The sequence below is a fragment of the Massilia sp. 2TAF26 genome (assembly GCF_052115005.1).
Taxonomy (GTDB): Bacteria; Pseudomonadota; Gammaproteobacteria; order Burkholderiales; family Burkholderiaceae_D; genus Telluria.
The window spans coordinates 26,126-50,823 of record NZ_JBFRFV010000001.1 but is presented as its reverse complement, the minus strand read 5'-3'; the positions used below and the strand labels follow the sequence as shown (position 1 = coordinate 50,823).

Annotated in this window: 19 protein-coding genes and 1 tRNA gene; 13 read left to right on the top strand and 7 right to left on the bottom strand. The window is 67.1% G+C overall.

Annotated elements, in window-relative coordinates:
* Positions 1-40: 40 nt before the first annotated feature.
* Both AB4Z32_RS00235 and AB4Z32_RS00230 read left to right on the top strand, forming a co-directional pair.
* Positions 41-826 carry a dioxygenase family protein gene (locus AB4Z32_RS00235; protein ID WP_441933237.1) on the top strand — a complete coding sequence of 262 codons (786 nt, stop codon included), beginning with the start codon at positions 41-43 and terminating at the stop codon, positions 824-826.
* Between the two features lie 20 nt (positions 827-846).
* Positions 847-1,533 carry an alpha/beta hydrolase gene (locus tag AB4Z32_RS00230; RefSeq protein WP_441933235.1) on the top strand — a complete coding sequence of 229 codons (687 nt, stop codon included), beginning with the start codon at positions 847-849 and terminating at the stop codon, positions 1,531-1,533.
* A gap of 7 nt (positions 1,534-1,540) precedes the next feature.
* Here the strand turns inward: AB4Z32_RS00230 and AB4Z32_RS00225 are convergent.
* Both AB4Z32_RS00225 and AB4Z32_RS00220 read right to left on the bottom strand, forming a co-directional pair.
* Positions 1,541-1,625: transfer RNA gene (locus AB4Z32_RS00225), tRNA-Leu, on the bottom strand.
* Between the two features lie 73 nt (positions 1,626-1,698).
* Positions 1,699-2,502 (bottom strand): CPBP family intramembrane glutamic endopeptidase, encoded by an 804-nt coding sequence (locus AB4Z32_RS00220; protein ID WP_441933233.1) that lies wholly within the window; start codon positions 2,500-2,502, stop codon positions 1,699-1,701.
* Between the two features lie 124 nt (positions 2,503-2,626).
* Here AB4Z32_RS00220 and AB4Z32_RS00215 point away from each other — a divergent pair, with 124 nt between their 5' ends.
* From AB4Z32_RS00215 to AB4Z32_RS00170, 10 genes are all read left to right on the top strand, one after another.
* Positions 2,627-3,412, top strand: a complete 786-nt coding sequence (locus AB4Z32_RS00215; RefSeq protein ID WP_441933231.1) for a hypothetical protein — start codon at positions 2,627-2,629, stop codon at positions 3,410-3,412.
* Positions 3,413-3,465: 53 nt separating this feature from the next.
* A complete protein-coding gene (locus tag AB4Z32_RS00210) occupies positions 3,466-5,742 on the top strand; it encodes a penicillin acylase family protein (protein WP_441933229.1) in 2,277 nt (758 codons plus the stop codon).
* 154 nt (positions 5,743-5,896) lie between these two features.
* Complete coding sequence (locus AB4Z32_RS00205; protein WP_441933227.1) at positions 5,897-6,520, top strand: PEP-CTERM sorting domain-containing protein; 624 nt, start codon at positions 5,897-5,899, stop codon at positions 6,518-6,520.
* A 120-nt stretch (positions 6,521-6,640) separates the two neighbouring features.
* Positions 6,641-7,192: a thymidine kinase gene (locus AB4Z32_RS00200; protein ID WP_441933225.1), complete on the top strand. Its 552-nt coding sequence runs from the start codon at positions 6,641-6,643 to the stop codon at positions 7,190-7,192.
* A 13-nt stretch (positions 7,193-7,205) separates the two neighbouring features.
* Positions 7,206-7,715, top strand: a complete 510-nt coding sequence (locus tag AB4Z32_RS00195; RefSeq protein ID WP_441933223.1) for a hypothetical protein — start codon at positions 7,206-7,208, stop codon at positions 7,713-7,715.
* Positions 7,716-7,832: 117 nt separating this feature from the next.
* A complete protein-coding gene (locus AB4Z32_RS00190; protein ID WP_441933221.1) occupies positions 7,833-10,121 on the top strand; it encodes a carboxy terminal-processing peptidase in 2,289 nt (762 codons plus the stop codon).
* A gap of 189 nt (positions 10,122-10,310) precedes the next feature.
* Positions 10,311-11,030 carry a PEP-CTERM sorting domain-containing protein gene (locus tag AB4Z32_RS00185; protein WP_441933219.1) on the top strand — a complete coding sequence of 240 codons (720 nt, stop codon included), beginning with the start codon at positions 10,311-10,313 and terminating at the stop codon, positions 11,028-11,030.
* A gap of 137 nt (positions 11,031-11,167) precedes the next feature.
* Entirely contained in the window at positions 11,168-12,358 is a 1,191-nt protein-coding gene (locus tag AB4Z32_RS00180; RefSeq protein WP_441933217.1) for an acyl-CoA dehydrogenase family protein, read from the top strand.
* Between the two features lie 24 nt (positions 12,359-12,382).
* Entirely contained in the window at positions 12,383-13,540 is a 1,158-nt protein-coding gene (locus AB4Z32_RS00175) for an acyl-CoA dehydrogenase family protein (RefSeq protein ID WP_441933215.1), read from the top strand.
* Positions 13,537-14,004, top strand: a complete 468-nt coding sequence (locus tag AB4Z32_RS00170; protein ID WP_441933213.1) for a MaoC family dehydratase — start codon at positions 13,537-13,539, stop codon at positions 14,002-14,004. Before AB4Z32_RS00175 ends, AB4Z32_RS00170 begins: the two co-directional genes overlap by 4 nt.
* A gap of 7 nt (positions 14,005-14,011) precedes the next feature.
* Here AB4Z32_RS00170 and AB4Z32_RS00165 read toward each other — a convergent pair whose 3' ends face one another.
* From AB4Z32_RS00165 to AB4Z32_RS00145, 5 genes are all read right to left on the bottom strand, one after another.
* A complete protein-coding gene (locus tag AB4Z32_RS00165; protein WP_441933211.1) occupies positions 14,012-14,932 on the bottom strand; it encodes a diguanylate cyclase in 921 nt (306 codons plus the stop codon).
* Positions 14,929-19,425 (bottom strand): PAS domain-containing protein, encoded by a 4,497-nt coding sequence (locus tag AB4Z32_RS00160; RefSeq protein WP_441933209.1) that lies wholly within the window; start codon positions 19,423-19,425, stop codon positions 14,929-14,931. The genes AB4Z32_RS00165 and AB4Z32_RS00160 overlap by 4 nt, the downstream gene beginning before the upstream one ends.
* Before the next feature lie 52 nt (positions 19,426-19,477).
* A complete protein-coding gene (locus AB4Z32_RS00155) occupies positions 19,478-20,698 on the bottom strand; it encodes an acyl-CoA dehydrogenase family protein (RefSeq protein WP_441933207.1) in 1,221 nt (406 codons plus the stop codon).
* A gap of 78 nt (positions 20,699-20,776) precedes the next feature.
* A complete protein-coding gene (locus tag AB4Z32_RS00150; protein ID WP_441933205.1) occupies positions 20,777-21,841 on the bottom strand; it encodes a phosphotransferase in 1,065 nt (354 codons plus the stop codon).
* A gap of 92 nt (positions 21,842-21,933) precedes the next feature.
* Positions 21,934-22,632, bottom strand: a complete 699-nt coding sequence (locus tag AB4Z32_RS00145) for a histidine phosphatase family protein (protein WP_441933204.1) — start codon at positions 22,630-22,632, stop codon at positions 21,934-21,936.
* Between the two features lie 358 nt (positions 22,633-22,990).
* Here AB4Z32_RS00145 and AB4Z32_RS00140 point away from each other — a divergent pair, with 358 nt between their 5' ends.
* Positions 22,991-24,697: a GspE/PulE family protein gene (locus AB4Z32_RS00140; protein ID WP_441933202.1), complete on the top strand. Its 1,707-nt coding sequence runs from the start codon at positions 22,991-22,993 to the stop codon at positions 24,695-24,697.
* Position 24,698 lies beyond the last annotated feature (1 nt).

The following is a 24,698-nucleotide window of genomic DNA, read 5'->3' as shown; positions in this document are numbered from 1 at the left end:
GAAGATTACACTGGAGGCTGTTGATCGAACGAGGTAAGACATGAACAGGCTTCCCACACTATTCGTTTCCCATGGCTCGCCCATGCTGGCGCTGCAGGACAGTCCCGCGCGCCGCTTCCTGCAGGAGCTCGGCAAGTCCCTGCCGCGGCCGCGGGCCATCGTGGTCGTCTCCGCGCACTGGGAGACCGCCAACAGCCCGGCGGTGAGCCTGGCGCCGCAGCCCGAGACCATCCACGACTTCGGCGGCTTTCCGCGTGCCCTGTTCGAGATGCGTTATCCGGCCCCGGGCGCGCCGGAAGCCGCCGAGCGCGCCGCCACGCTGCTCGAGGCGGCCGGCATTGCGGTCGGCCGCAGCGCGCAGCGCGGCCTGGACCACGGGGCCTGGGTGCCGCTGCGCCTGATGTATCCGGACGCCGACATCCCCGTCGCCCAGCTGTCGGTGGTGCGCGGCGCCAGCCCGGCGGTGCACGAACAAATCGGGCGCGCGCTGGCGGCGCTGCGCGAGGAAGGCGTGCTGGTGCTGGCATCCGGCTCGCTGACGCACAATCTGTACGAGTTCCGCGGCCAGCACCTGGATGCCCCGGTGCCGCACTGGGTGGCGGAGTTCGAAGTCTGGATGAAGGCGCGCCTGGAGAACGACGACCAGGCCGCGCTGCTGGACTACCGCCGCGCCGCGCCCTTCGCCGCCGAAAACCATCCGACCGACGAGCACCTGCTGCCGCTGTTCGTGGCGATGGGCGCGGCGGGGCCCGGTGCCAGGGCCAGGCAGATCCACGCCAGTTACGAGCATGGGATCCTCGCCATGGACGCCTACGCTTTCGAATAATGAGTATGAAAAGGAACGATATGTTAGACACGCTCGCTGAACTCCACACGGACCCGGCGTCCGGGCTCGCCTACCGCATCCGCCCGCCGCAAGCGGGCCAGGACAAGGCGCCCTGCCTGCTGCTCCTGCACGGCGTCGGCGCCAACGAGTCGGGATTCGTCGAGATGGCGCGCCGGATTGATCCGCGCCTGGCCGTGATCCTGCTGCGCGGCCCGCTGGTGTTCGCGCCCGGCCGCTTCGGCTGGTTCCAGGTGAAGTTCACGCCCACCGGACCGGCCATCGACCCCGACCAGGCCGAGGAGTCGAGGCTCAAGCTGCTGCGGTTCATCGGCGAGCTGCCGGTGGCGCATGGCGTCGACCCGCAAAAGACCTGGATCGCCGGCTTCAGCCAGGGCGGCATCATGAGCGCCAGTGTCGGGCTGACGGCGCCGCGCAGCGTGGCCGGTTTCGGCCTGCTCAGCGGCCGCATCCTGCCCGAGATCCTGCCGCTGGTGGACCGCAGCGATCCGCGGCTGGGCAGGCTGCAGGCTTTCGTCAGCCACGGCGTGGGCGACCAGACCCTCGGCATCCATTTCGCCCACAAGGCGCGTGCGCTGCTGGAGGAGTTGGGGGTGCCGCTGGAATACCGCGAGTATGCGGCCGGCCACGTGCTCGACGGCGACATGGTTGGCGACTTCCAGCGATGGTTGGGAGAGCGGATCGGCTAGATCCTGATGGTGCCGGTGACCGGAATCGAACCGGTACGGGTTGCCCCGGCGGATTTTAAGTCCGCTACGTCTACCAATTTCGTCACACCGGCGTAGTGTGAATAGCCCTTGCAGGCGGGCGCCGAATTCTAGCACAGCCGCTCCCGCCGCGGGGGCGATTCGAAGTCAAACAGGCAAGATCGTCGAACCCGGGCGCGGGCGGCGGCCGGCGGCCAGCATGACCACGCCCAGCATCGCCAGATGCGTCAGCGAGGACAGGGCCGGCCCGAGCAGCGGATCCAGCAGCTCGATGTTCGCGACCCGGTCGCCCAGCTGGCCGGCGAAATTCCAGCCCCAGTGCAGCCCGACCGCGGCCCACAGCGAGCGGCTGTAGTACAAGGCGGCCGCATAGGCGAGGCCGAAGCAGAAGATCCGGCCCAGTTCGAGCGCGCCTTCCTGGAAGCGGTAAATATGATTCAGGGTGAACAGCAGGGCCGAGCAGACGATGAACAGGCGCCGCCGCGACAGCGCGGGCAGGGCGCGCATCAGGAAGCCGCGGGTGACGATGTCCTCGGCAATCGAGGGGATGAAGGTTTCGGGCAGCAGGGTCAGCACGGACAGCAATATCGCGCCGGCCGTCAGCCCCGGCGGGAAGGCGATGCTGTAGATGCCGGCGCCACTGCCGACGGCCAGCGCCGTGATCTTGGCCAGCAGCGCCAGCGCGAAGGCCACCACCAGCAGCAGGCCCCAACCCGGCCGCAAGCCCAGGTACCAGGCGCCCAGCCCGGGGTGGCCGAGCCAGCGGCCCACCAGCCAGGCGACCGGCAGGAAGGCGATCATCAGCGCGGCCTGGACCGGGAAGCTGTGCAGGATGTGGCCGCCCAGGCCCTCGGGCAACTGGTAGGCGGTGAACAGCAGCAGGAAGGCGAGCGCCAGCCGCCCCTTCGAGGCGGGCGCCGTATGCATGCGGTGGTCGGGCCGGGTCGTCATGGTATTTACGCTGAAAATCATTAAGCTTATGTTAATGATGCCTCGTCGTCAACGCAGTCCTTGCTTTTGAAGAAGCATGCAAGGTGGTAGCATGCGGGTCCAGTTGTTGCTGCAAGGACCAGAATTGAATATCACGATTAACGACGAACTCCGTAGCTACGTCGACCCCCTCACTCCCGCCGAACACGAAGCCCTGGAACGCAGCCTGCTTACCGAAGGATGCCGCGAGGCGCTGATCCTGTGGCGCGACGTGCTGATCGACGGCCATAACCGCTACGCCATCTGCACCCAGCACGAGATCCCGTTCCGGACTGTCCAGAACGACAATTTCGACTCGATCGAAGACGTCAAGCTGTGGATGATCGACAACCAGCTGGCGCGCCGCAGCGTCACCGATTTCCAGCGCGGCCTGATGGCCCTGCGCAAGAAGGAGATCCTGGCCGCGCGCGTGGTGCAAAAGACCGACGACGACCTGCAGACCGAAGCCGACCAGGCCGTCCCGTTCGCGCCGCCGTGGAACACGCGCCAGGAGGTGGCCCGCGCCGCGCGCGTGTCGGCCAACACCATCAGCCAGATCGAGCGCATCCAGAAGACCGCGGCGCCGGAACTGGTGGACGCGGTGCGCAGCGGCGCCATCTCGATCAGCTCCGCCGCCAACGTCGCCTCGCTGCCGAAGGAAGCCCAGGTGGCGGCGGTCGCCGGCGGCAAGAAGGAGCTGCAGCAGGCCGCGCGCCAGGTGCGCGAGCAGAAGAGCGCCGCCAAGCCGAAGAAAGAGGCCGAGTTCGAGACGCCCGAAGACCAGATCAAGGCCCTCAAGGCCCAGGTGGCCGAGCTGAAGGACCGCGTCGCCACCCTGATCGGCGAGAACGATGTGCTGAAGCAGAAGCTGGTGCACCTCGGCGCGGCCTGAGCGCGGGCGGCAAGCATAACGATAACGATAACGACATCCCCAGGAGACCATTGATGCAGACTTCCCGCCTGTTCGCCTCGACCGCCCTGAGCCTGGCCGTGCTGGCTGCCTTGCCGCCGGCCGCGGTTGCTGCCACCGCTGCCACTGCGGCCGCGCCGAAAGCCGCGGTGCAGTCCGCCGCGCAGTCTGTCGCCCAATTCTCGCCCGCCGAACTGGCGCGCCTGAAGAAGGCCGCCCGGCGCGTGACCATCCTGCGCGACAAGTGGGGCATCCCCCACGTGTTCGGCAAGCGTGACGCGGACGCGGTGTTCGGCATGGTGTTCGCCCAGGCCGAGGACGACTTCAACCGGGTCGAACTCAATTACATCAATGCGATGGGACGCCTGGCCGAGGTCGAGGGAGAATCGGCGCTCTGGCGCGACCTGCGCATGAAGCTCTACATCGACCCGGCCGACCTGAAGGCCAAGTATGCGGCCAGCCCGGCCTGGCTGAAGAAGCTGATGAACGGCTGGGCCGATGGCCTGAACTGGTACCTGGCCAGCCATCCCCAGGTGAAGCCGAAGCTGCTGACCCGCTTCGAGCCCTGGATGGCGCTCAGCTTCAGCGAGGGCAGCATCGGCGGCGACATCGAGTCGATCAACCTGAAACAGCTCGAAGCCTTCTATGAAAAGCGGCCGGCGCCCGCGCTTGCCATGTCATTCGCCATGGCCGACCTGGGCAAGGGTTTCGACAAGGAGCCGCAGGGGTCGAACGGCTTCGCGATCGCGCCCCGGCTCAGCGCCGGCAAGCACGCGCTGCTGATGATTAACCCGCACACCTCGTTCTACTTCCGTCCCGAAGTCCACATGGTCAGCGAGGAAGGCCTGAACGCCTACGGCGCCGTGACCTGGGGCCAGTTCTTCATCTACCAGGGCTTCAACGAGCGTCTCGGCTGGATGCATACTTCGGGCGGCGGCGACGTCATCGACGAATACCTGGAAACCGTGGCCGAGCGCGACGGCAAGTTCTACTACAAGTACGGCAACGAAGAACGCCCAGTGCGCAGCAGGACCATCGTGCTGCCGTACAGGACCGCGGACGGCATGGCCAGCCGCAGCGTCACCGCCTACTTCACCCACCACGGCCCGGTGATCCGGGAAGAGGGCGGCAAGTGGGTGGCCGTCAGGATGATGGACAATCCGGTGCACGCCCTCGAGCAGTCCTATGGCCGCACCAAGGCGCGCGACTACGCCGCCTTCCTGAAGGTGATGGACCTGCGCACCAACTCCTCGAACAACACCGTGTACGCGGATGCCGACGGCAATATCGCCTACTTCCACGGCAACTTCATCCCGCGCCGCGATCCGCGCTTCGACTGGACCCATCCGGTCGACGGCAGCGATCCGGCCACCGAGTGGAAGGGCCTGCACGAGGTGAAGGAAACCATCACCGTCTTCAATCCGAAGAGCGGCTATATCTCGAACACCAACAACTGGCCCTGCACCGGCTTCGGCGCCAGCAGCCCGGACTGCAAGGCCTACCCGAAATATATGTGGTCGCTGCCGCAGAACGCCCGCGGCGTGCACGCCGAACGCGTGCTGCACGACGCGAAGGACCTGACCCTCGACAGCCTGATCGGCAAGGCCTACGATCCTTACCTGACCGCCTTCGAGCCGCTGGTGCCGGCCCTGGTCAGGGACTGGGACGCGCTGCCGCAGGGCGACGCCCTCAAGGCGCGCCTGGCCGAGCAGGTGGCGCTGCTCCGCGCCTGGGACCTGCGCTGGGCTGTGGACTCGGTCCCGACCTCGCTGGCGGTCTACTGGGGCCAGGACATGGTCAAGCAGGCGGCCCAGCGCGCCCGCGCCCAGGAAACCCCGGTGGTCGACTTCATCCAGACCCGCCTGAGCGCCCAGGAACGCCTGGCGTCGCTGGCGCGTGCCTCCGACAAGCTGCAGGCCGATTTCGGCAGCTGGAAGACGCCCTGGGGCGAGATCAACCGCTTCCAGCGCATCAGCGGCGAGGTCGACCAGCACTACGACGACAGCAAGCCCAGCATCCCGGTCGGCTTCAGCTCGGCCAACTGGGGTTCGCTGGCCTCCTTCGGCATGACGGCCAAGCAGACCACCAGGCGCATCTACGGCGACCGCGGCAACAGCTTCGTCGCCGCCGTGGAGTTCGGTCCGCGCCTGCGCGCCAAGAGCATCCTGGCGGGCGGGGAAAGCGGCGATCCGAAGTCACCGCACTTCAACGACCAGGCCGAGATGTACAGCCGCGGCCAGTTCAAGGACGTCCTCTTCTATAAAGAGGACATCGAGAAACAACTCGAGCGCAAGTATCACCCGGGGCAGTAAGACGTTCTGAGCCGCCCCTGCGCGCACTTTTATGCACCGCAAGGTGGGCGTAAAACGGCTGTTGGCACGATTGCAACATGGCTTGTATTCCTGATATCTACTGATGCCAGCCCAAAGGCTGTCCGATCGATGTCTCGACAACAGGAGTGCAATCGTGCCTACCAAAATGTCTCTGCTGAAACCCTTCTGCGCCGCGGCCTTGCTGTGCGCGGCCGCGGCCGCCCAGGCCGACATCACCGTCTACACCAGCCAGGCCGAGTTCCTGGCCGCGGTGCAGGCGCCCGGCGTCGACACCTACGACGACCTGACGGTCACGCTGTACGGCGAAACCCTGACCCGCAGCGCGGGCGCCTATACGTATAACGCCTACTCGGCCACCGGCCTGTACGGCGCGGGCGGCGACGGCGGCGATTTCTGGCTGTCGAATAACACGCCGATTGCCCCGATCGTGTTCTCCAACTTCAGCGGCGGGGTGAGCGCCTTCGGCGGCAACTTCTTCGGCTCCGACGTCCTCGGCCAGTACACCACGGGCAACCTGATCCTCACGGCCATCGACGGCAGCGCGCTCAGCTATGGAGTGGCCGGCGCCGCGACCACCGACTTCCTCGGTTTCGTATCGACCGTGCCGCTGGCGGCGGTCACGATCGCCACCGACGGCGGCGTCGGCGTCTGGCCGACCGCCAACAACGTCGTGCTGGCGGTGCCGGAGCCGGCCACCTACGGCATGCTGCTGGCGGGGCTGGGCCTGGTCGGCCTGATGCGCCGCCGCAGTCGCTGAGCGCTGCGCCTTGGGCGCCGCCCGGAGGCCGATTCTGGTGCCGGGCGGTTTTCCATTGGCGGTCCGCTTGCTATAATTTTGCAAGTTAACAAGTCCAGTGGGACACAGGCGGAACGCGCAGTGGCAAAACTCTATTTCAGGTATTCGGCGATGAACGCCGGCAAATCCACCTCGCTGCTGCAGGTGGCCCACAACTACGAAGAGCAGGGCCAGGGAGTCCAGCTGTACACGGCCGCCATCGACAACCGCTACGGCGTCGGCTTGATCACCTCGCGCCTGGGGCCGCAGCGCGAAGTCGGCCTGTTCGACCAGGACACCGATTTCCTTGCCAGCGCCCCGGACGTCGCCTGCGTGCTGGTCGACGAAGCGCAGTTCCTGACCAAGGAGCAGGTGGTGCAGCTGCACCGCCTGGCACAGGTACGCGGCGTGCCGGTGATCTGCTACGGCCTGCGCAGCGATTTCCGCGGCGATCCCTTCCCCGGCTCGGCCTACCTGCTGGCGCTGGCCGACGACATCGAGGAAATCAAGAACATCTGCACCTGCGGCAAGAAGGCGACCATGAATATCCGCGTCGACGCCGAAGGCCACCGCATCCGCGAAGGCGAGCAGGTCAGCATCGGTGGCAACGAAAGCTACCGCCAGGCCTGCGGGCGCTGCTTCTACAAGGGCTGAGGGAAGCGCCGGGATGGCCGACATCCTGCTCTACCTGGTGCCCTCGCTGGCGCTGGCCTTCCTGATCTGGATGGTGACCTCGCTGCATCCGCTGTTCTTCGTGTTCAGCGCGGTCGGCACCCTGTGCCACGAGCTGGCGCATTTTGCGGTCGGCCTGCTGCTGGGCGCCGACCCGACCGGCTTCTCGATCATCCCGCGCCGCCAGGGACGCACCTGGGAGCTGGGCTCGGTCACCTTCGCCAACCTGCGCTGGTATAACGCGGCCCCGGCCGCGCTGGCGCCGCTGCTGGTGCTGCTGGTGCCGCTTGCGGTGGCCTGGTGGCGCACCCGCGGCGCCTGGAGCTTCGGTCCGGCCGACCTGGCCCTGACCCTTCTGCTGGCGCCGCAATTCCTGTCCTTCTGGCCGTCCCCGGTGGACTGGCGGCTGGCCGCGCGCAGCTGGCCCTGGCTGGTGATTATCATGGTGACAGCGATCGCCATGTTCTGGTTCCGACCGAGTCTGTTTCAATTTGTAAAAGCCTGAGCTTCGCTGGGTGGCGCAGACTTAAGCTCGGCTGAATATGCGTGCAGGCCGACTCTACGTCGCCCTGGTATCCTGTAGAATTGGTCGCACGAGAGAATCCGCCCGGAGAAACGAACAATGAAGAAGCAGATGTTGATGGTTGCGCTGGCGTTGGCCTTTTCCGCCCACGTCGTCACGGCGCAGCCGGAAAAAGTGCAGGCCAACGCGGCCCAGACCAATGCGGCCCAGACCAACGCGGGCCCGCTGAAGCCGACCGCTGCCCAGACCCAGGCGGCGCTGTGGGCATCGCGCGTGCTGGCGCGCTACCACTACAAGGCGATGCCGCTGGACGACGTGATGTCGGCCAAGATTTACGACAACTACTTCAAGACCCTCGACAGCGAGAAGCTGTATTTCACCCAGGCCGACCTCGACCAGTTCGCGCCGGCCCGCACCAAGTTCGACGACGCCATCAACAACGAAGACCTGACCCTGCCGTTCCAGATCTTCAACGTCTACCAGCAGCGCTTCAGCGACCGCATGGCCTATGCGCGCGAACTGGTCCAGAAGGGCAATTTCGATTTCACCACCAACGAAACCCTGCAGATCGACCGCGAGAAAGCCCCGTGGGCGAAGAACGAGGACGAAGCCCGCGACCTGTGGCGCAAGCGTGTGAAGAACGACTGGCTGCGCCTGAAGCTGGCCGGCAAGGACGACAAGGGCATCCGCGAGACCCTCGACAAGCGCTATGAGGGCTACCAGAACCGCCTCAAGAAGCTGAACAACGAGGACGTGTTCCAGATGTTCATGAACGCCTACGCCACCGCGATCGAGCCGCACACCAACTACCTGGGCCCACGCTCGGCCGAGAACTTCGACATCATGATGCGCCTGTCGCTGGACGGCATCGGCGCCGTGCTGCAGTCGCGCGACGATTACACGGTGATCCGCGAGGTCGTCCCCGGCGGCCCGGCCGACAAGTCCGGCAAGCTGAAGGTCGGCGACCGCATCGTCGGCGTCGCCCAGGGCAATGGCCCGTTCACCGACGTGATGGGCTGGCGCATCGACGACGTGGTGCAGCTGGTGCGCGGCGAACGCAACTCCACCGTGCGCCTTGACGTGCTGCCGGCCGACGCCGGCCAGGACGGCAAGCACGTCACGATCCCGCTGGTGCGCCAGAAGATCAGCATGGAAGAACAGTCGGCCAAGAAGCAGATCATCGAAGTGAAAGAAAACGGCGTCAAGCGCCGCATCGGCATCGTCTCGCTGCCGACCTTCTACCAGGACTTCGAGGCCCGCCGCAAGGGCGACAAGGACTTCAAGAGCGCAACCCGCGACGTCCAGCGCATCCTGGGCGAACTCAAGAAAGAGAAGGTCGACAACGTCCTGATCGACCTGCGCAACAACGGCGGCGGCTCGCTGATCGAGGCGGTCGAACTGACCGGCCTGTTCATCGACAAGGGTCCGGTGGTGCAGCAGCGCACCGCCGAGGGTCGCATCGACGTCGAGAGCGACACGAATGCCGGCCTGGCCTGGGACGGTCCGATGGGCGTGCTGATCAACCGCGGTTCGGCCTCGGCGTCCGAGATTTTCGCCGCCGCGATCCAGGATTACGGCCGCGGCATCGTGATCGGCGAGCCCAGCTTCGGCAAGGGCACGGTCCAGACCCTGATCAACCTCGACCGCTTCTCGCAGAACGACAAGATGAAGTACGGCGAGCTGAAGATGACCATCGCCCAGTTCTTCCGTATCAACGGCGGCACCACCCAGCTGCGCGGTGTGACGCCGGACATCAAGCTGCCGGTGACCTCCGATGCCGAGAACTTCGGCGAGTCGTCCTACGACAATGCGCTGCCCTGGGTGCAGATCAAGCCGGCAACCTACCTGCCTGCCGGCGACCTGAAGGAACTGATCACGCCGCTGCAGAAGCGCCACGATGCCCGGGTCGCCAAGGACAAGGAATTCCGCGATATCGAGCAGGACATCGCCGAAGCCCTGAAGCTGCGCAAGGATAACATCATCTCGCTGAACGAAGCGGTGCGCCGCAAGGAACGCGAGAACCAGGAAGCCAAGGCCCGCCTGCGCGAATCGCGCCTGGCGGACGCCCAGGACCCGGGCAAGGCCGACGAGCCGGTGGCCGGTCCGGGCAGCAAGGAGCAGCGCGCCAAGGCGCCGAACCCGACCGCGCCGAAGAAGAGCAATGTGGTGCTGAAGGGCGCGCCGCGTGCCGACGACGGCCTGCAGGGTGACGAGCGCAGCCTGGCGGCGGAAATCGCCGCCGAGAAGGCCGCCAAGAATGCCAAGGACGTCTACCTGCAGGAAGCCGCCCATATCCTGGCCGACGAGGCCGGCATGCTGAAGGCCGATACGCGTATGGCATCGCGCACCATGCCATACATGTCAGGATTGAAACAAAGCGGCAACTGAGTCGTTATTGATAAGGTAATATCTGATTTTGCTGTCGGACTACTCCGACAAGGCCCAAAAAACAGGCTGTTCCCTAGGGAGCAGCCTTTTTTTATGCGTTTCAATTGAAATTTGCCCTTCTTGCATTCGTGTTATGGTTAYTCAGCAATTGTAGTAATCATAATTTTAACATTCAGTAAGGAGCGCGAAATGACAATACGTTATCTCATCGGGGCAGCCTTGATGGCCGGTGCATGCGTGGCGCATGCAGACGTCATCCCGGCAGCGGGCGGCGCCGGCATCGTCAACGGCAGCAATGTTGCCGGCGCAGTGGGTGACTCGAGCGTGATCGCCGGGGTCAACCGCGGCGCTGGCAGCGACGCCCTGGTCCAGGCCCTGTACCAGAAAGTCAGCGCCAGCGTCGGCAGCGACATGAAGGTATCCCTGCGCCAAGGCATCGACGGTGTCTATGTGACCGGCCTGAGCACCGCCAAGGCGGCCGCCCTGGCGGGCGACGGCATGTCGGTGGTGGCCACCCCGGACGGCTACAAGATCGTCGACAACTCGGGCGGCAATTCCGGCGCCGGCAACTCCACCGCCGGCGGCGGCGCCCAGGCCGGTAACAATGGCGGTGCCAACAGTGGCATCACCACCCCGAACACCGGTGCGCCCACCGAAACCGGCGCCAACACCGGCACCGACAAGCTGACCGGCAACGGTAATACCTCGACCGAGGGCGGTATCGGTGGCTCCGGCGGCAACGGTGGCATCGGCGGTAACACCGACATCAGCATCGGCATCGGTAACGGTAACGGTAATGGCAGCGGCAACCTGGCCGACGCCACCGACCTGCCGGAACCGTCGACCGTGGCGCTGATGCTCGCCGGCCTGCTGGGCGTCGCCGGTCTCGGCCGTCGTCGCGCGCGCTGATCCAGGAGCGCAGGCAACACCTCTCCAGCGGGCTGCGGCCCGCTTTTTTTTCGTCCAAACGGCTGAGCAAATTCGGGTACAATCTTTGGAACGATCGTGCTTTTTTGGCGCGCCGCAAAGAACAACGAGGAGACCCCATGGACCTGAATTACACGAGCGAAGACCTGGCCTTCCGCGACCAGGTACGCGCCTTCCTGGAGGCGGAGCTGCCGTCCGACCTGCAGCACAAGGTGCTCAACCACCTGCGGCTCGGCAAGGACGACTACGTCCGCTGGCACAAGATCCTGGCGCGCCAGGGTTGGGTGGCGCCGGGCTGGCCGAAGGAATACGGCGGTCCCGGCTGGACGCCGGCGCAGCGCCACATCTTCGAGGAAGAATGCGCGCGCGCCGGCACGCCGCAAATCATGCCCTTCGGCGTGAACATGGTGGCGCCGGTGATCATGGCTTTCGGCAGCCAGGCGCAGAAGGACACCTACCTCCCGCGCATCCTGTCCTGCGAGGACTGGTGGTGCCAGGGCTATTCCGAACCGGGCGCCGGCTCCGACCTGGCGTCGCTGAAGACCACCGCCGTGCGCGAGGGCGACGAATACATCGTCAACGGCCAGAAGACCTGGACCACGCTGGCCCAGCACGCCGACATGATCTTCTGTCTGGTGCGCACCGATCCGGGTGTGCGCAAGCAGGAGGGCATCTCCTTCCTCCTGATCGACATGCACAGCCCCGGCATCACCGTGCGGCCCATCATCATGCTGGACGAGGACCACGAGGTGAATGAGGTCTTCTTCGACAACGTGCGGGTGCCGGCGGCCAACCTGGTCGGCCAGGAGAACCGTGGCTGGACCTACGCCAAATACCTGCTGGGCCACGAGCGCACCGGCATCGCCGCCGTCGGCCGCTCCAAGCGCGAGCTGGCGCGCCTGAAGCGCCTGGCCGGCCGCGAGCAGAAGAACGGCCGTCCGCTGATCGAGGATCCGCTGTTCGGCGCCAGGGTGGCCGAGCTCGAAATCGAACTGATGGCGCTCGAAACCACCGTGCTGCGCGTGCTGGCGCAAGCGGACAAGGCGCCGGGACCGGAAGCCTCGGTGCTGAAGGTGCGCGGCACCGAGATCCAGCAGCGCCTCACGGAACTGATGGTCGAAGCCGCCGGCCCGATGGCCTTGCCCTTCGACGAAGCCTACCTGGAGGGCGAGCGCGAACACAGCGTCTTCGACGACGATTTCGCCGCGCCGCTGCTGTCCCACTACTTCAACTATCGCAAGACCTCGATCTACGGCGGGTCGAACGAGATCCAACGCAACATCATCTCCCAGATGATCCTGGGCCTGTAAGGAACGCTTGTAAGGAAAATGAGCATGGACTTCGCATTCAAGGAAGAGCAGCTGCAACTGGCCGACGCCCTCAAGCGCTGGATCGCGCGCGATTACGGCGTCGAGGCGCGCCGCGAGATCGTGCGCTCGTCCGCCGGCACCTCGGAACAGGCATGGGCCACGATGGCCGAGCTGGGCCTGACCGCGCTGCCGGTGCCGGAAGAGCAGGGCGGTTTTTCAGGCGACGCCGTCGACATGTTCGTCGTGATGCAGGAGCTGGGCCGCGGGCTGGTGGTCGAACCCTATTTCGCCACCGTGCTGGGCGCCGAATTCCTGCGCCTGGGCGGCGGCCACGGGGCCCTGCTGGAACGGATCGCGGCGGGCGAACTGAAGCTGGCCTGCGCGCTGGGCGAACGCCAGTCGCGCCACGACATGCGCGACATTGCGACCCGCGCCGAACGCGACGGCGGGGGCTGGCGCCTCAGCGGCGAGAAGAAAGTGGTGCTGCACGGCGCCCAGGCCGGGATGCTGGTCGTGTCCGCACGCAGCGGCGGCGGGCAGCGCGGCGAGGACGGCATCGCCCTGTTCGCGGTACCGGCCGATGCCGAAGGCGTGCACGTCACCGAATACCGCATGCTGGACGGGCAGCGCGCCGCCGACGTCCGCCTGGACGGCGTGCGGGTCGACGCCGCGGCCGCGATCGGCCAGCCCGGCGCCGGCTGGCCGCTGCTCGAAGCGGCCCTCGACTACGGCGCCGGCCTGCTGTGCGCGGAAGCCGTGGGCGCGATGGACGCGCTGTTCGCCGCCACCCTCGAGTACCTGAAGACGCGCCAGCAGTTCGGGGTCCCGATCGGCAAGTTCCAGGCCCTGCAGCACCGCATGGCCGACATGTACATCCACCTCGAGCAGGCCCGTTCGATGGCGTTGCTGGCGGCCGTGCGCCTGCGCGGCGGCGAAGTGGCCGCGCGCCGGCAGGCGGTGTCGGCAGCCAAGTACCGGGTCGGCCAGGCGGCGCGCTTCGTCGGCCAGCAGGCGGTCCAGCTGCACGGCGGCATGGGCGTCACCGACGAACTGGCGGCGGCCCATTACTTCAAGCGCCTGAGCACGATCGAACTGACGCTGGGCGATTCGGACCACCACCTGGCGCGCTTCATGGCGCAGCCGGATTTCACCGGCCAGGCGGCGGCAGCGGAGGCGCCATGAGTGCCGAAAACAGCATCGACTGGTATTTCGAAGACTTCTTCCCGGGCCAGGACATCGACCTCGGCACCCGTGCCGTGACCGAAGAGGAGATCATCGCCTTCGCCTCGGCCTACGATCCGCAGCCCTTCCACGTCGACAGGGAAGCGGCCTCGCACTCCATCTACGGCGGCGTGATCGCCAGCGGCTGGCATACCTGCGGCATGATGATGCGGATGGTGGTCGACGGCCTGCTGGCGAAGTCCACCAGCATGGGTTCGCCGGGCCTCGACAGCGTGCGCTGGCTGGCGCCGGTACGCGCCGGCGACACGCTGAACGTGCACTACCAGACCACCCGGGTCAAGGCCTCGAACACGAAGCCGGACCGCGGCGTGGTGTGGTCGAAGTGGGTCGCGATCAACCAGCACGGCGAGACCGTCTGCACGGTCGAGGGCATGGGCATGTTCAAACGGCGTCCGGCCGCCTGAGGCCCCGTCAGCCGGCGCTGGTCCGGTACTGGTTGCGGCCGCCGGCCTTGGCCTGGTAGAGCAGGGCGTCCGCCACCTGGACCAGGTCGGCGGGCCTGCTGTGCTCGCCCGGAACCATCGACGAGATGCCGATGCTGACCGTCAGGCGCGCGCTGGTGGGCGAGGCCGCGTGCGGCAGGTCCAGCACCTCCAGCTCGTGCATCAGGCGCCGCGCGACGCCGGTGGCGCCCACTTCGTCGAGCTGGGGCAGCAGGATCGCGAATTCCTCGCCGCCGTAGCGCGCCACCAGGTCCTGGGTGCGGCCGGCGGCGCGCCGCATCGCGCCGGCCACCTGCACCAGGGTGGCGTCGCCGGCCGGATGGCCGTAATGGTCGTTGTAGAGCTTGAAGTGGTCGATGTCGACCAGCAGCAGCGACACCGCTAGCTGCGCGCGGCCGCAGCGCCGCCATTCCGTCTCCAGGCGCTCGTCGAAGGCGCGGCGGTTCGCGACCCCGGTCAGGGCGTCGGTCAGGATCAGTTCGCGCAGGGCATCGCGCTGGCGCTTGACGGTAAGCTGGGTGCGTACCCGCGCGCGCACCACGGCGGCGTTGACCGGCTTGCTGATGAAATCGGCGGCGCCGGCGCCCAGGGCGCGGGTCTCGTCCTCCGGCGACTTGAGGGCGGTGACGAAGATCACCGGGATGTCGCTGGTCTCGGGCGCGGCGAACAGTTCGCGGCACAGGGCATAGCCGTCCATGCCGGGCATGACGGCGTCCAGCAGGATCAGGTCGGGATGCTGGGTGCGGGCGATCTCGAGCGCGCGCGGACCGTCCATCGCGAACAGCACCTCGTGCTCGTCCTGCAGGGCGGCGTGCAGGATCTGGATGTTTTCCATCGCGTCGTCGACCACCAGGATGCGACCGTTGATGGCCATGTCGGTCCAGCTCATGCATCCTCCTCCTTGATCCTCAGTGTCCCTGCCAGTTGCTCCACCAGCGCGGCCGCGGTTTCGAAGCGCAGTGTGGCCACCGCCTCCGACAGCGCCGGCAGGGCCTGCGGCGCCAGCCGTGCGAGGGCCGGGCGCAGCGACTCGAACTGCGCCATCGCCTTCATGTTGTTATTTTGTAGCAAATCGCGTAAATGCGCCAACTCGTCCTGGACGGTCGGCCGTTCCAGGCCGGCGTCGGCAATGCCGGCCTGCGGCGGCGCGGAGGACGCCTCGGCCGGCAGCTCGCGCGCGGCTTCCAGCACGGTCGTCATCGCGCCTTCCAGCCGCGCCAGGCGCAGTGCCAGCGCAGCCTCGTCCTCGAAGCGAAGCGCCTGTTCGAGGTCGAGCGCGCGGCTGGCCAGTTCGGTGGCGCCGAGGTTGGCCGCGACCCCGCGCAGGCGGTGGATCAGCTGGCCGGCGCGGACCCGGTCTCCGGCGGCCAGCAGGGCGCGCACCTCGCCGATCACTGGGCCCTGCGAGCTTTCGAAGCGCCTGAACACGGCGGCAAAGCTCGCAAAGCTGCCGCCGAAGCGCGGCAGGGCGGCCTTCAGGTCGATGCCGGCCAGCAGGCCCGGCAACATCACCGGCGCCGCGCCGACCGGGTCCGCCTGGCCGTCCTCGCCGCGGCCGGTGCGGCGCCGCAAGACCTGCACCAGTTCGTCGACGTCGATCGGCTTGGCCAGGTAGCCGTCCATGCCGGCCTCCAGGGCGCGGCGCCGGTCTTCCTCCATGGCGTTGGCCGTCATCGCCAGGACCGGCAGCGTTCCATAACCCATGGCGCGGATCGCGCGCGCGGCCTCGAAACCGTCCATCACCGGCATCTGCAGGTCCATCAACACGGCGTCGTAGTGGCGGCTGCCGTCGGCCAGCATGCTGATCGCCTGCTGGCCGTTGCCGGCGAAGTCGGCCTCGGCGCCGGCGTGCTGGAGCACGAAACTGGCCACTTCCTGGTTCAGCAGGTTGTCCTCGGCCACCAGCACGCGCAGTCCGCTCAGGCGGCCGACCAGCGATGGCGCCGCCGGCCCCCTCTCGCCCGCCGCCCGGCCGTCACGCAGCTCGGCCAGCGCGTCCTCCAGCGTGGCCGGGGTGAAGGGCTTGCCGAGCACGGCGTCGACTTTCAGGTCGGCCGTCAGCGCATCCAGGCGCTCGCGCTCGGGATCGGCCGCCAGCAGGGCGCAGCGCGGCATCGCGAGCGCGCCGTCGCTGCGCGCGAAAGCCAGCACCGAGGCGCCGTCGAGGTCGGACATCGCGCTGTCGATGAAGGCCAGGTCGAAGCGGCGCGTACCGCGCAGCAGGGCCAGGGCCTCGGCGCCGGTGGCCGCGCGTTCGACGTCCCAGCCGCGGCCTTCGAGGGCTTGCGCTAGCGCTTCGCGGCTGCTGGCGTTGTCGTCGGCCACCAGCACGCTCCTGGCATCGCCGGGCGCCGCCAGCGCTGGCGCCGCGCCGCCGTCCAGCCCGAACCAGGCGGAGAAGCGGAACCGGGCTCCCTTGCCGGGCACGCTGTCCACGCGCAGGTCGCCGCCCATCAGCTCCACCAGGCGGCGGCTGATCGCCAGTCCCAGGCCGGTGCCGCCGTACTTGCGGCTGGTCGAGCTGTCGGCCTGCGAGAAGGCTTCGAACATGCGCTGCTGCTGCTCCGGCGCGATGCCGATGCCGGTGTCGCGCACCTCGAAGGCCAGTTCGGCCCGGCCGTCGCTGCTGTCGGCCAGCCCGATCGACAGCACGACCTCGCCGCGTTCGGTGAACTTGATCGCATTGCCGACCAGGTTCAGCAGCACCTGCTGCAGGCGCATCGGATCGCCCACCAGGCGCGGCGGTACGTCCGGCGCCACCGCGAACACCGGCTCGATGCCCTTGTGCCAGGCGGCGGCGGTGCCCAGCACGGCGACGCTGGCCAGCACCTCGTCGAGGCGGAAGCCGGTGCGTTCCAGCACCAGCTGGCCGGCTTCGACCTTCGAGTAATCGAGCACGTCGTTCAGCATCGACAGCAGCGACCTCGCCGCCATCTGCATCCGCGTCACGTAGGCGCGTTCGCGCCGTTCCAGCTTCGCCTCTTCGAGCAGGCGTGCCAGGCCGATGATGGCGTTCATCGGCGTGCGGATCTCGTGGCTCATATTCGCCAGGAACTGGCCCTTGGCGCTGCTGGCCGCTTCGGCGGCGTGCAGGGCGTCCTCGAGGCGCGACTGGGTGCGTTTCAGCTCGGTCACGTCCGAGTGCAGCATGTAGAAGCCGCGCACCTGGCCGGCATCGTCGAAGTCCGGGATATAGCTGCCCCAGGCCTGGATCGGCTCGGCGCCATCCCGGCGCTGCAGCTGGCGCTCGAAGAACTGCGGCTCGCCGGCCAGCACCCGGTCCAGGTAGGGCCGGACCTGGGCCATCTGGGCATCGTCCAGCAGCTCCTGGGCCGTATGGCCGATCACCTCGGCGGCCGGGCGGCCCAGCCATTCGAGATAGGGGCGGTTGGCGAACTGGCAGCGCAGCTGGGCGTCCCAGTAGCCGACCAGGGCCGGCAGGTGGTCGGTCACGGTGCGGATCATGCGTTCGTTCTGCTCGATACGCTGGCTGGCGGCGCGCAGGGCGGCGTCGGTCTGGACGCGCGCCGTGATGTCGCGCACGGTACCGTGCACGATGCCCTTGCCGCCGATCTCGACGCTGTTGAGCAGTACGTCGGCATGGAACAGGGTGCCGTCGCGGCGCATGTGGATCCACTCGAACTGGCAAAAGCCGGTGTCGATCGCGCGCCGCATGTATTCGTGGGCGAGCTGCTCGGAGCGGCGGCCGTCCGGCTGGAATTCGGGCGAGACGCTGGCCGGCGACAGCTGCAGCAGCTCGGCCAGATCGGCACAGCCGTACAGCTCCACCGCGGCCCGGTTGGCGCTCAGGTAGCCGGCGCCGAGGGCCACCAGCACGTGGGCGTCGGCGGCGCCTTCGAACAGGGCGCGGAACAGGGCCTCGTTGTCGCGGTTGCGTTCTTCCTGGCGTTTGCGCTCGGTGATGTCGAGCACCACCGCATTGATGCCGACCATCTCGCCGTCGGCATCGTAGACCGGATAGTAGCTGGAGATCCAGTGCCGCATCACGCCCGGTTCGGCCGGCGGCTCGCCGCTGTCCTCGACGTCGATCAGCGGACGCTTGCTGGCCAGGACCTGGCGGTAATGCGCCTCGATCGCCACCCCGCGCTCGCCGAACAGTTCCGGCAGGGTGCGGCCGATATGGGACGCGATCGGGATCCCGTTCACCGCCGCCAGGTAGTCGTTGATCATGATGATGCGCAGGCCGCGGTCGAGGAAGGTCAGGCCCACCGGCGCGCTGGCGTAGACATTGGCCAGCAGGGCGCTGGAGCGCTGCAGCTCGCTGGTCCGGGCCGCCACCAGGGCTTCCAGGCCCTGGCGGTATTGCAGCAGGTCGCCCTCGACCTTGCGCAGCGCGCGCGCCACCGTGGCGGCTTCCTGGGTTCGCAGCACAGGAATGTGAAGCGCGCGGCCACGTCCGAGATCGGCCGCCGGTTCCGTCAGGGCGCGGACGTCGCGCGCGATCGAGCCGCCGATGCCCCAGGCCAGCAGCAGGCTGATCGCCATCAGGAAGCCGATGCCGGCCAGGGTCGCGCCGGGCGAACGGCCCAGCAGGTCACGCGCGGCGTCGCGCGGAAAACCGATGGTGACGGTCCAGCCGTGCAGGGGCGTGCCGGCATAGGCGGCGTTGAAGATTCCCTGTCCCGGGCGCGACAGGGTCACGTTGCCGCTCGGGCTGCGCAGCAGGGCATCGCGCAGCTCGGGTGGAATCGGCGAACCGATCCCGCGCACCGCCTCGCCGCTGCGCGCCACCATCCGGCCGTGGTTGTCGTAGACGTAGGCATCCCAGCCCACGGGCAGCTGCTGGCCGGCCAGCAGTCCGACGATGCGGCGCGGGCGCTGCTCGACCGATAGCGCATACGCCACCTTGCCGTCGCGCCAGACCGGCACCGCGATCGAGATCACCCAGGGCTGGGTGGCGTTACCGCGGTGCAGGCCGGATGTGACCGCATCGCCGGTCTCGAACACGCGCCGGACGTCGGCTTCGTTGCCGCTGGTGGTCAGCGGCGTGCCCCAGGGATGGCGGGTGTCGAGCAGGTCACGGCCGTCGGCGCCGCTCAGCACGAAGGCGTAGACGGGGAATTCCGGCCGCAGCAGGCGGCGCGCGACGGCATGGAAGGTGGCGAGGTCGCCGGCCGCCAGGCTGGGCTGGTTGGCGAGGGCGCGCGCGGCGGTCTCGCCGCTGTCGAGGTCGCGGTCGACGGCCGCCGCCAGGGCGCGCGCGATCATCTGCGCATCCTGGACCACGTGCTGGGCCTCGCGGCGGTCGGCATCGCGCGCGAAGGTGAAGTAGCCGAGCAGGATCGGCAGCGCGCAGGCGAATACCAGCGTGATCAGCCGTGAGCGGATCGAAGGAAGAAAACGTCGTTGAAACAGCTGCACCGCAAACCCCGCCTGCTACGCGGAGCCCATGCGCCGCCATGAAGCGATGTTATCAGCTATATTTTGCCAGCTCCAGTTTGGCGATCGCGTTGCGGTGGACTTCGTCCGGACCGTCGGCCAGGCGCAGCGTGCGGTTGCCGGCCCACTGGTAGGCCAGCGGGAAGTCGTCCGAGACCCCGGCCGCGCCATGCGCCTGGATCGCCCAGTCCAGCACTTGCTGGGCCACGGTGGGGGCCAGCACCTTGATCATGGCGATCTCGGACTGGGCCTGCTTGTTGCCGACGGTGTCCATCAGCCATGCCGTCTTCAGGGTCAGGAGGCGCGCGGTATCGATGCGGATCCGGCTTTCGGCGATGCGTTCGCGCCAGACGCCCTGTTCCGAGATCTTGCGGCCGAAGGCGACCCGGCTGTCGAGGCGCCTGCACATCAGTTCCAGCGCACGCTCCGCGACGCCGATCGCGCGCATGCAGTGGTGGATGCGGCCCGGTCCCAGGCGGCCCTGGGCGATCTCGAAACCGCGCCCTTCGCCCAGCAGGATGTTCGACGCCGGCACGCGGACGTTCTCGAACAGGATCTCGCAGTGGCCGTGGGGAGCGTCGTCGTAACCGAACACGGGCAGCGGGCGCTTGATCGTGATGCCGGGCGTATCGCTCGGGACCAGGATCATCGACTGCTGCTGGTGGCGGGCCGCCGCCGGATCGGTCTTGCCCATCACGATGAAGAGTTTGCAGCGCGGGTCGCCGGCGCCCGAGATCCACCATTTGTGGCCGTTGATGAGGTAGTCGTCGCCGTCTCTTTCGATGCGGGTTTCGACATTGGTGGCGTCGGAGGAGGCGACGTCGGGTTCCGTCATCGCGAAGGCGGAGCGGATCTCGCCGTTCAGGAGCGGTTCGAGCCACTGGCGTTTGTGTTCCTCGGTGCCGTAGCGTTCGAGCGTCTCCATATTGCCGGTGTCGGGCGCGGAACAGTTGAAGACTTCGGGCGCCCACGCGACCCGGCCCATGATCTCGCACAGCGGCGCATAGTCGAGGTTGGCCAGGCCCTCGGGCGCACGTTCGGAGCGCGGCAGGAAGAGGTTCCACAGGCCCTGTTGGCGGGCGATCGGCTTCAGGCTCTCGACCAGGGCGGTCGGGATCCAGCGGTTCCCCTGCTGCTGGCCGTTGCGGTCGACTTCTTCCTTGAAGGCTTTCTCGTTGGGGTAGATGTGAACATCCATGAAGGCGAGCAGCCTGGATTGCAGGTCCTTGCAGCGGGTGGAGTAGTCGAAGTCCATAAGTGTTCCCAGTATGTTGTTTCCCGCGCAGGCGGGAACCCAGGTTCAGCAAGCTCAGCAAGCAGGCTCTCAGCGCTTTTAGCGGCTGCGCATCGCAAACTGCCAGGCCATCTCCGCCATCGGCCGCGCAGCCTTGCCGTTCTCGAGCGCCTGGGCGCTGGAAGCGGTGCCGTCGACATAGCGCTTCATGATGCCCTGCATGATGCCGGCCAGGCGGAACAGGTTGTAGGCGAGATAAAAGTCGAAATCCTCGCGGCGGATCGTGCGGCCGGTGCGCCGGCTGTAGGCGGCGATGTACTCGTCCTGGCTTGGAATGCCCAGGGCGGGTAGGTCGAGGCCGGCGATCCCGCGGAACTTGCCGGGCGGGATATGCCAGCTGAGGCAGTGGTAGGAAAAATCGGCAGCCGGATGGCCCAAGGTTGACAGCTCCCAGTCCAGCACCGCCAGGATGCGCGGCTCGGTCGGGTGGAAGATCATATTATCGAGACGGTAGTCGCCGTGCACGATGGACGTATCGTCGCCGGGCGGGATGTGCTGCGGCAGCCAGGCGATCAGCTTGTCCATCGCCTCGATCGGATCAAGCTGGGATGCCTGGTACTGTTTCGTCCAGCGCTCGATCTGGCGCGCGAAGTAGTTGCCGGGCTTGCCGTAGTCGCCCAGGCCGATGGCGGCGTAGTCGATCGTGTGCAGCTGGGCGATCACGCGATTCAGTTCGTCGTAGATGGCGGCGCGCTCTTCGCGGCGCATGCCGGGCAGCGACTGGTCCCACAGCACGCGGCCTTCGACGAATTCCATCACGAAGAAGGCGCGGCCGATGATCGATTCGTCCAGGCACAGGGCGTACTGGCGCGCGACCGGGAAGCCGGCCTTGTGCAGCGCGTCCATCACGCGGAATTCGCGGTCGATGGCATGCGCCGAAGGGAGCAGCTTGGCCGCGGGGCCGGGCTTGGCGCGCAAGACATAATGACGCCCGCCGGCGGACAGCTTGAAGGTCGGATTCGACTGGCCGCCCTTGAACTGCTCCACCGCCGGCGTGCCGCCGGGGTAGTCTTCCACATGCTGCTGAAGCCAGGCGCCGAGGGCTGCGCCGTCGAAGCGCTGGCGTTCGGATACTGGCTTGGTGCCTATCATCTCTTCGAACATCGTGTCTCCCTTAGTGCCGTCGTTCCCGCGCAGGCGGGGGCAAGCTGCTTTTTTCGCTAAATAATAGCGCAAGCCCGAACGAACGTGCTTTTTTAACGCGACTTGCGGTACTGCTCGAACAACAACTCCATGGTGGTCGCCCGCGCCTGCGGCTGCAGCGGCTCCGGCGGGCTGTGGTTCACGCAGCGCACCACCCAGTCGCGCTCATCATCGCCGACATCGAGCGCATTGATGCATCCCGGCGCCTGCGCAAGGCCGCCCAGGAAGAGCCGCTGGCCGGTGAGCGCCAGCGACAGGATCGCGCAATTGACGCCGCCGTGCAGCACGAGCAGCACCGTGTCCCAGTCCGCATCGGCACGCAGCCGCTCGATGGCCGGGTGGACGCGGTCCATCAGCTCGCCCACCGACTCGCCGCCCAGGAAGCGCTGTCCGGCCGGCACCAGGCCCTCGAAAGCCCCGGTGAAGGCGCGTTTCAGCTCGGCGGTCGGAATCGTGGACAGCCGGCCAGCGCGAATCTCCTCCAGTTCCGGCCAGGTCTCGGGTGCGATCGCCTGCCCGGTCACCGCCAGCACCCGCGCCGCGGTCTCGACGGTACGCAGCAGCCCGGAAACGATCACGCGGTCGAAGCGCACACAGGCAGCAGCAAAAGCAAGACCGGCCGCATCAGCCTGCGCCCGGCCATCCTCGTTCAGCGGCACAGTCTCCGGAAGGTAGGGCTTACCAGCGGTATCGAAATAAGTAACGCTGCCATGGCGCATCAAAAAAATCCGCCGGCGTACGGCACGACGCATGCGTCCTCCATCTATCAAAAATTCGGGGTCAGAGCACTTTATTCGCTAAGTTCGGGGTCAGAGCACATTTTCGGGCAATGTCCTTTACTCACTTCTCAGCCAGTCGCTTCCACGATGGCGGCGCCGGCTATACAGGGGGCGGAGAAGTAATTGTGTCTTTGGGGCAATTTCCTCAAAAAGTGCTCTGACCCCGAATTTGGTGAGAAAAGTGCTCTGACCCCGGTTTGGTGTTGGTCATATTACATGGCGAATACGCTTGACGTTACGTATGGACGACAGAACTTAATTCCATGAGTCAATGTTTGGACTTTCTGTTTTACAATTGAAGGACTAGTCCTACAAAACGTTAAAGGGTGTCATGGCGAGGCCAGAAAAAGTCCGGCTTGGGGAAATCCTGGTGCAACAGAAGCTCCTGTCGGAAGAGCAGCTGAATGCGGCGCTGGGTGACCAGAAGCGCACCGGGCGCAAGCTGGGCCGGGTGTTCGTCGAGAGCGGCTTCGTCACCGAAGAGCAGATCTCCGGCGCACTGGCGCGCCAGCTCGGCATCCCTTACATCAATCTCAAGTTCTACAACATCAACCAGGACGTGGTCCGGCTGATGCCCGAGACCCAGGCGCGGCGCTTCCGTGCGCTGGTGCTGGAAGACCGCAGCGAGACCGTGCTGGTCGGTGTCTCCGATCCGACCGACCTGTTCGCCTACGACGAGATCGCGCGCCTGCTCAAGAAGACCATCGAGCTGGCGGTGGTCAACGAGACCGAGGTGCTGCAGGCGATCGACCGCATCTACCGCCGCACCGGCGAGATCACCGGTCTGGCGCGCGAGCTGGAGCAGGACCTGGGCGACACCACCTCGGTCGACTTCGGCGCCCTGGCATCCAACTCCGGGCTCGAAGAAGCGCCGGTGGTCAAGCTGCTGCAGTCGGTGTTCGACGATGCCGCCCAGGTGCGTGCCTCCGACATCCACATCGAGCCGCAGGACGGCCGCCTGCAGATCCGCTTCCGCATCGACGGCGTGCTGCACCTGCAGACCGAGGCCGACATCAAGATCGCGACCCCGCTGGCGCTGCGCCTCAAATTGATGGCCGACCTCGACATCTCCGAGAAGCGCCTGCCGCAGGACGGCCGCTTCGCGGTCAAGGTCCGCAACCAGCGCATCGACGTGCGTATCTCGACCATGCCGACCCAGTACGGCGAATCGGTCGTCATGCGTCTGCTGAACCAGGTCGGCATGAACCTGCGCCTGGACGCGATCGGCATGCATCCGCGCCTGGTCGAGCGCTTCCGCGCCATCGTCCAGCGCCCCAACGGCTTGGTGCTGGTGACCGGCCCCACGGGTTCCGGCAAGACGACCACGCTGTACAGCGCGCTGGCGGAACTCAACTCGGTCGAGAAGAAGCTGATCACGGTCGAGGACCCGGTCGAATACCGCCTCCCGGGCATCAACCAGGTGCAGGTGAACGACAAGATCGAACTGAATTTCGCCCGCGTGCTGCGCAGCGCGCTGCGCCAGGACCCGGACATCGTGCTGGTCGGCGAGATGCGCGACCAGGAGACCGCTCAGATCGGCCTGCGCGCCGCCATGACCGGTCACCTGGTGCTGTCGACCCTGCACACCAACGATGCCGCCAGCACGCCGCTGCGCCTGATGGACATGGGCGTGCCGCGCTACATGGTGGGCGGCTCGCTGCAGGCCGTGCTGGCGCAGCGCCTGGTGCGCGTGATCTGCGAGAGCTGCGCCCAGCCGTATGCGGCGCCGGCGCCGGAGCGCGCCTGGCTGCGTGCGGAACTGGGCGACCGCGCCGAGAGCGTGCCGCTGTTCCACGGGCGCGGATGCTCGCACTGCAACGGTACCGGCTACCGCGGCCGCACCGGCGTCTACGAGTTGCTCGAGATGACGCGCGCCGTGCACGAAGCGATCAACCATCCGGACCCCGGCCATTTCCTGAAGGCGGCCCATGCGGAGATGCGCGGCGAGACCCTGCGCCGCAGCGCGGTGCGCCTGGCGGTGCAGGGCAAGACCACGGTGGGAGAAGCCATGCGCGTCAGTAACCAGCTCGAGGACTAAA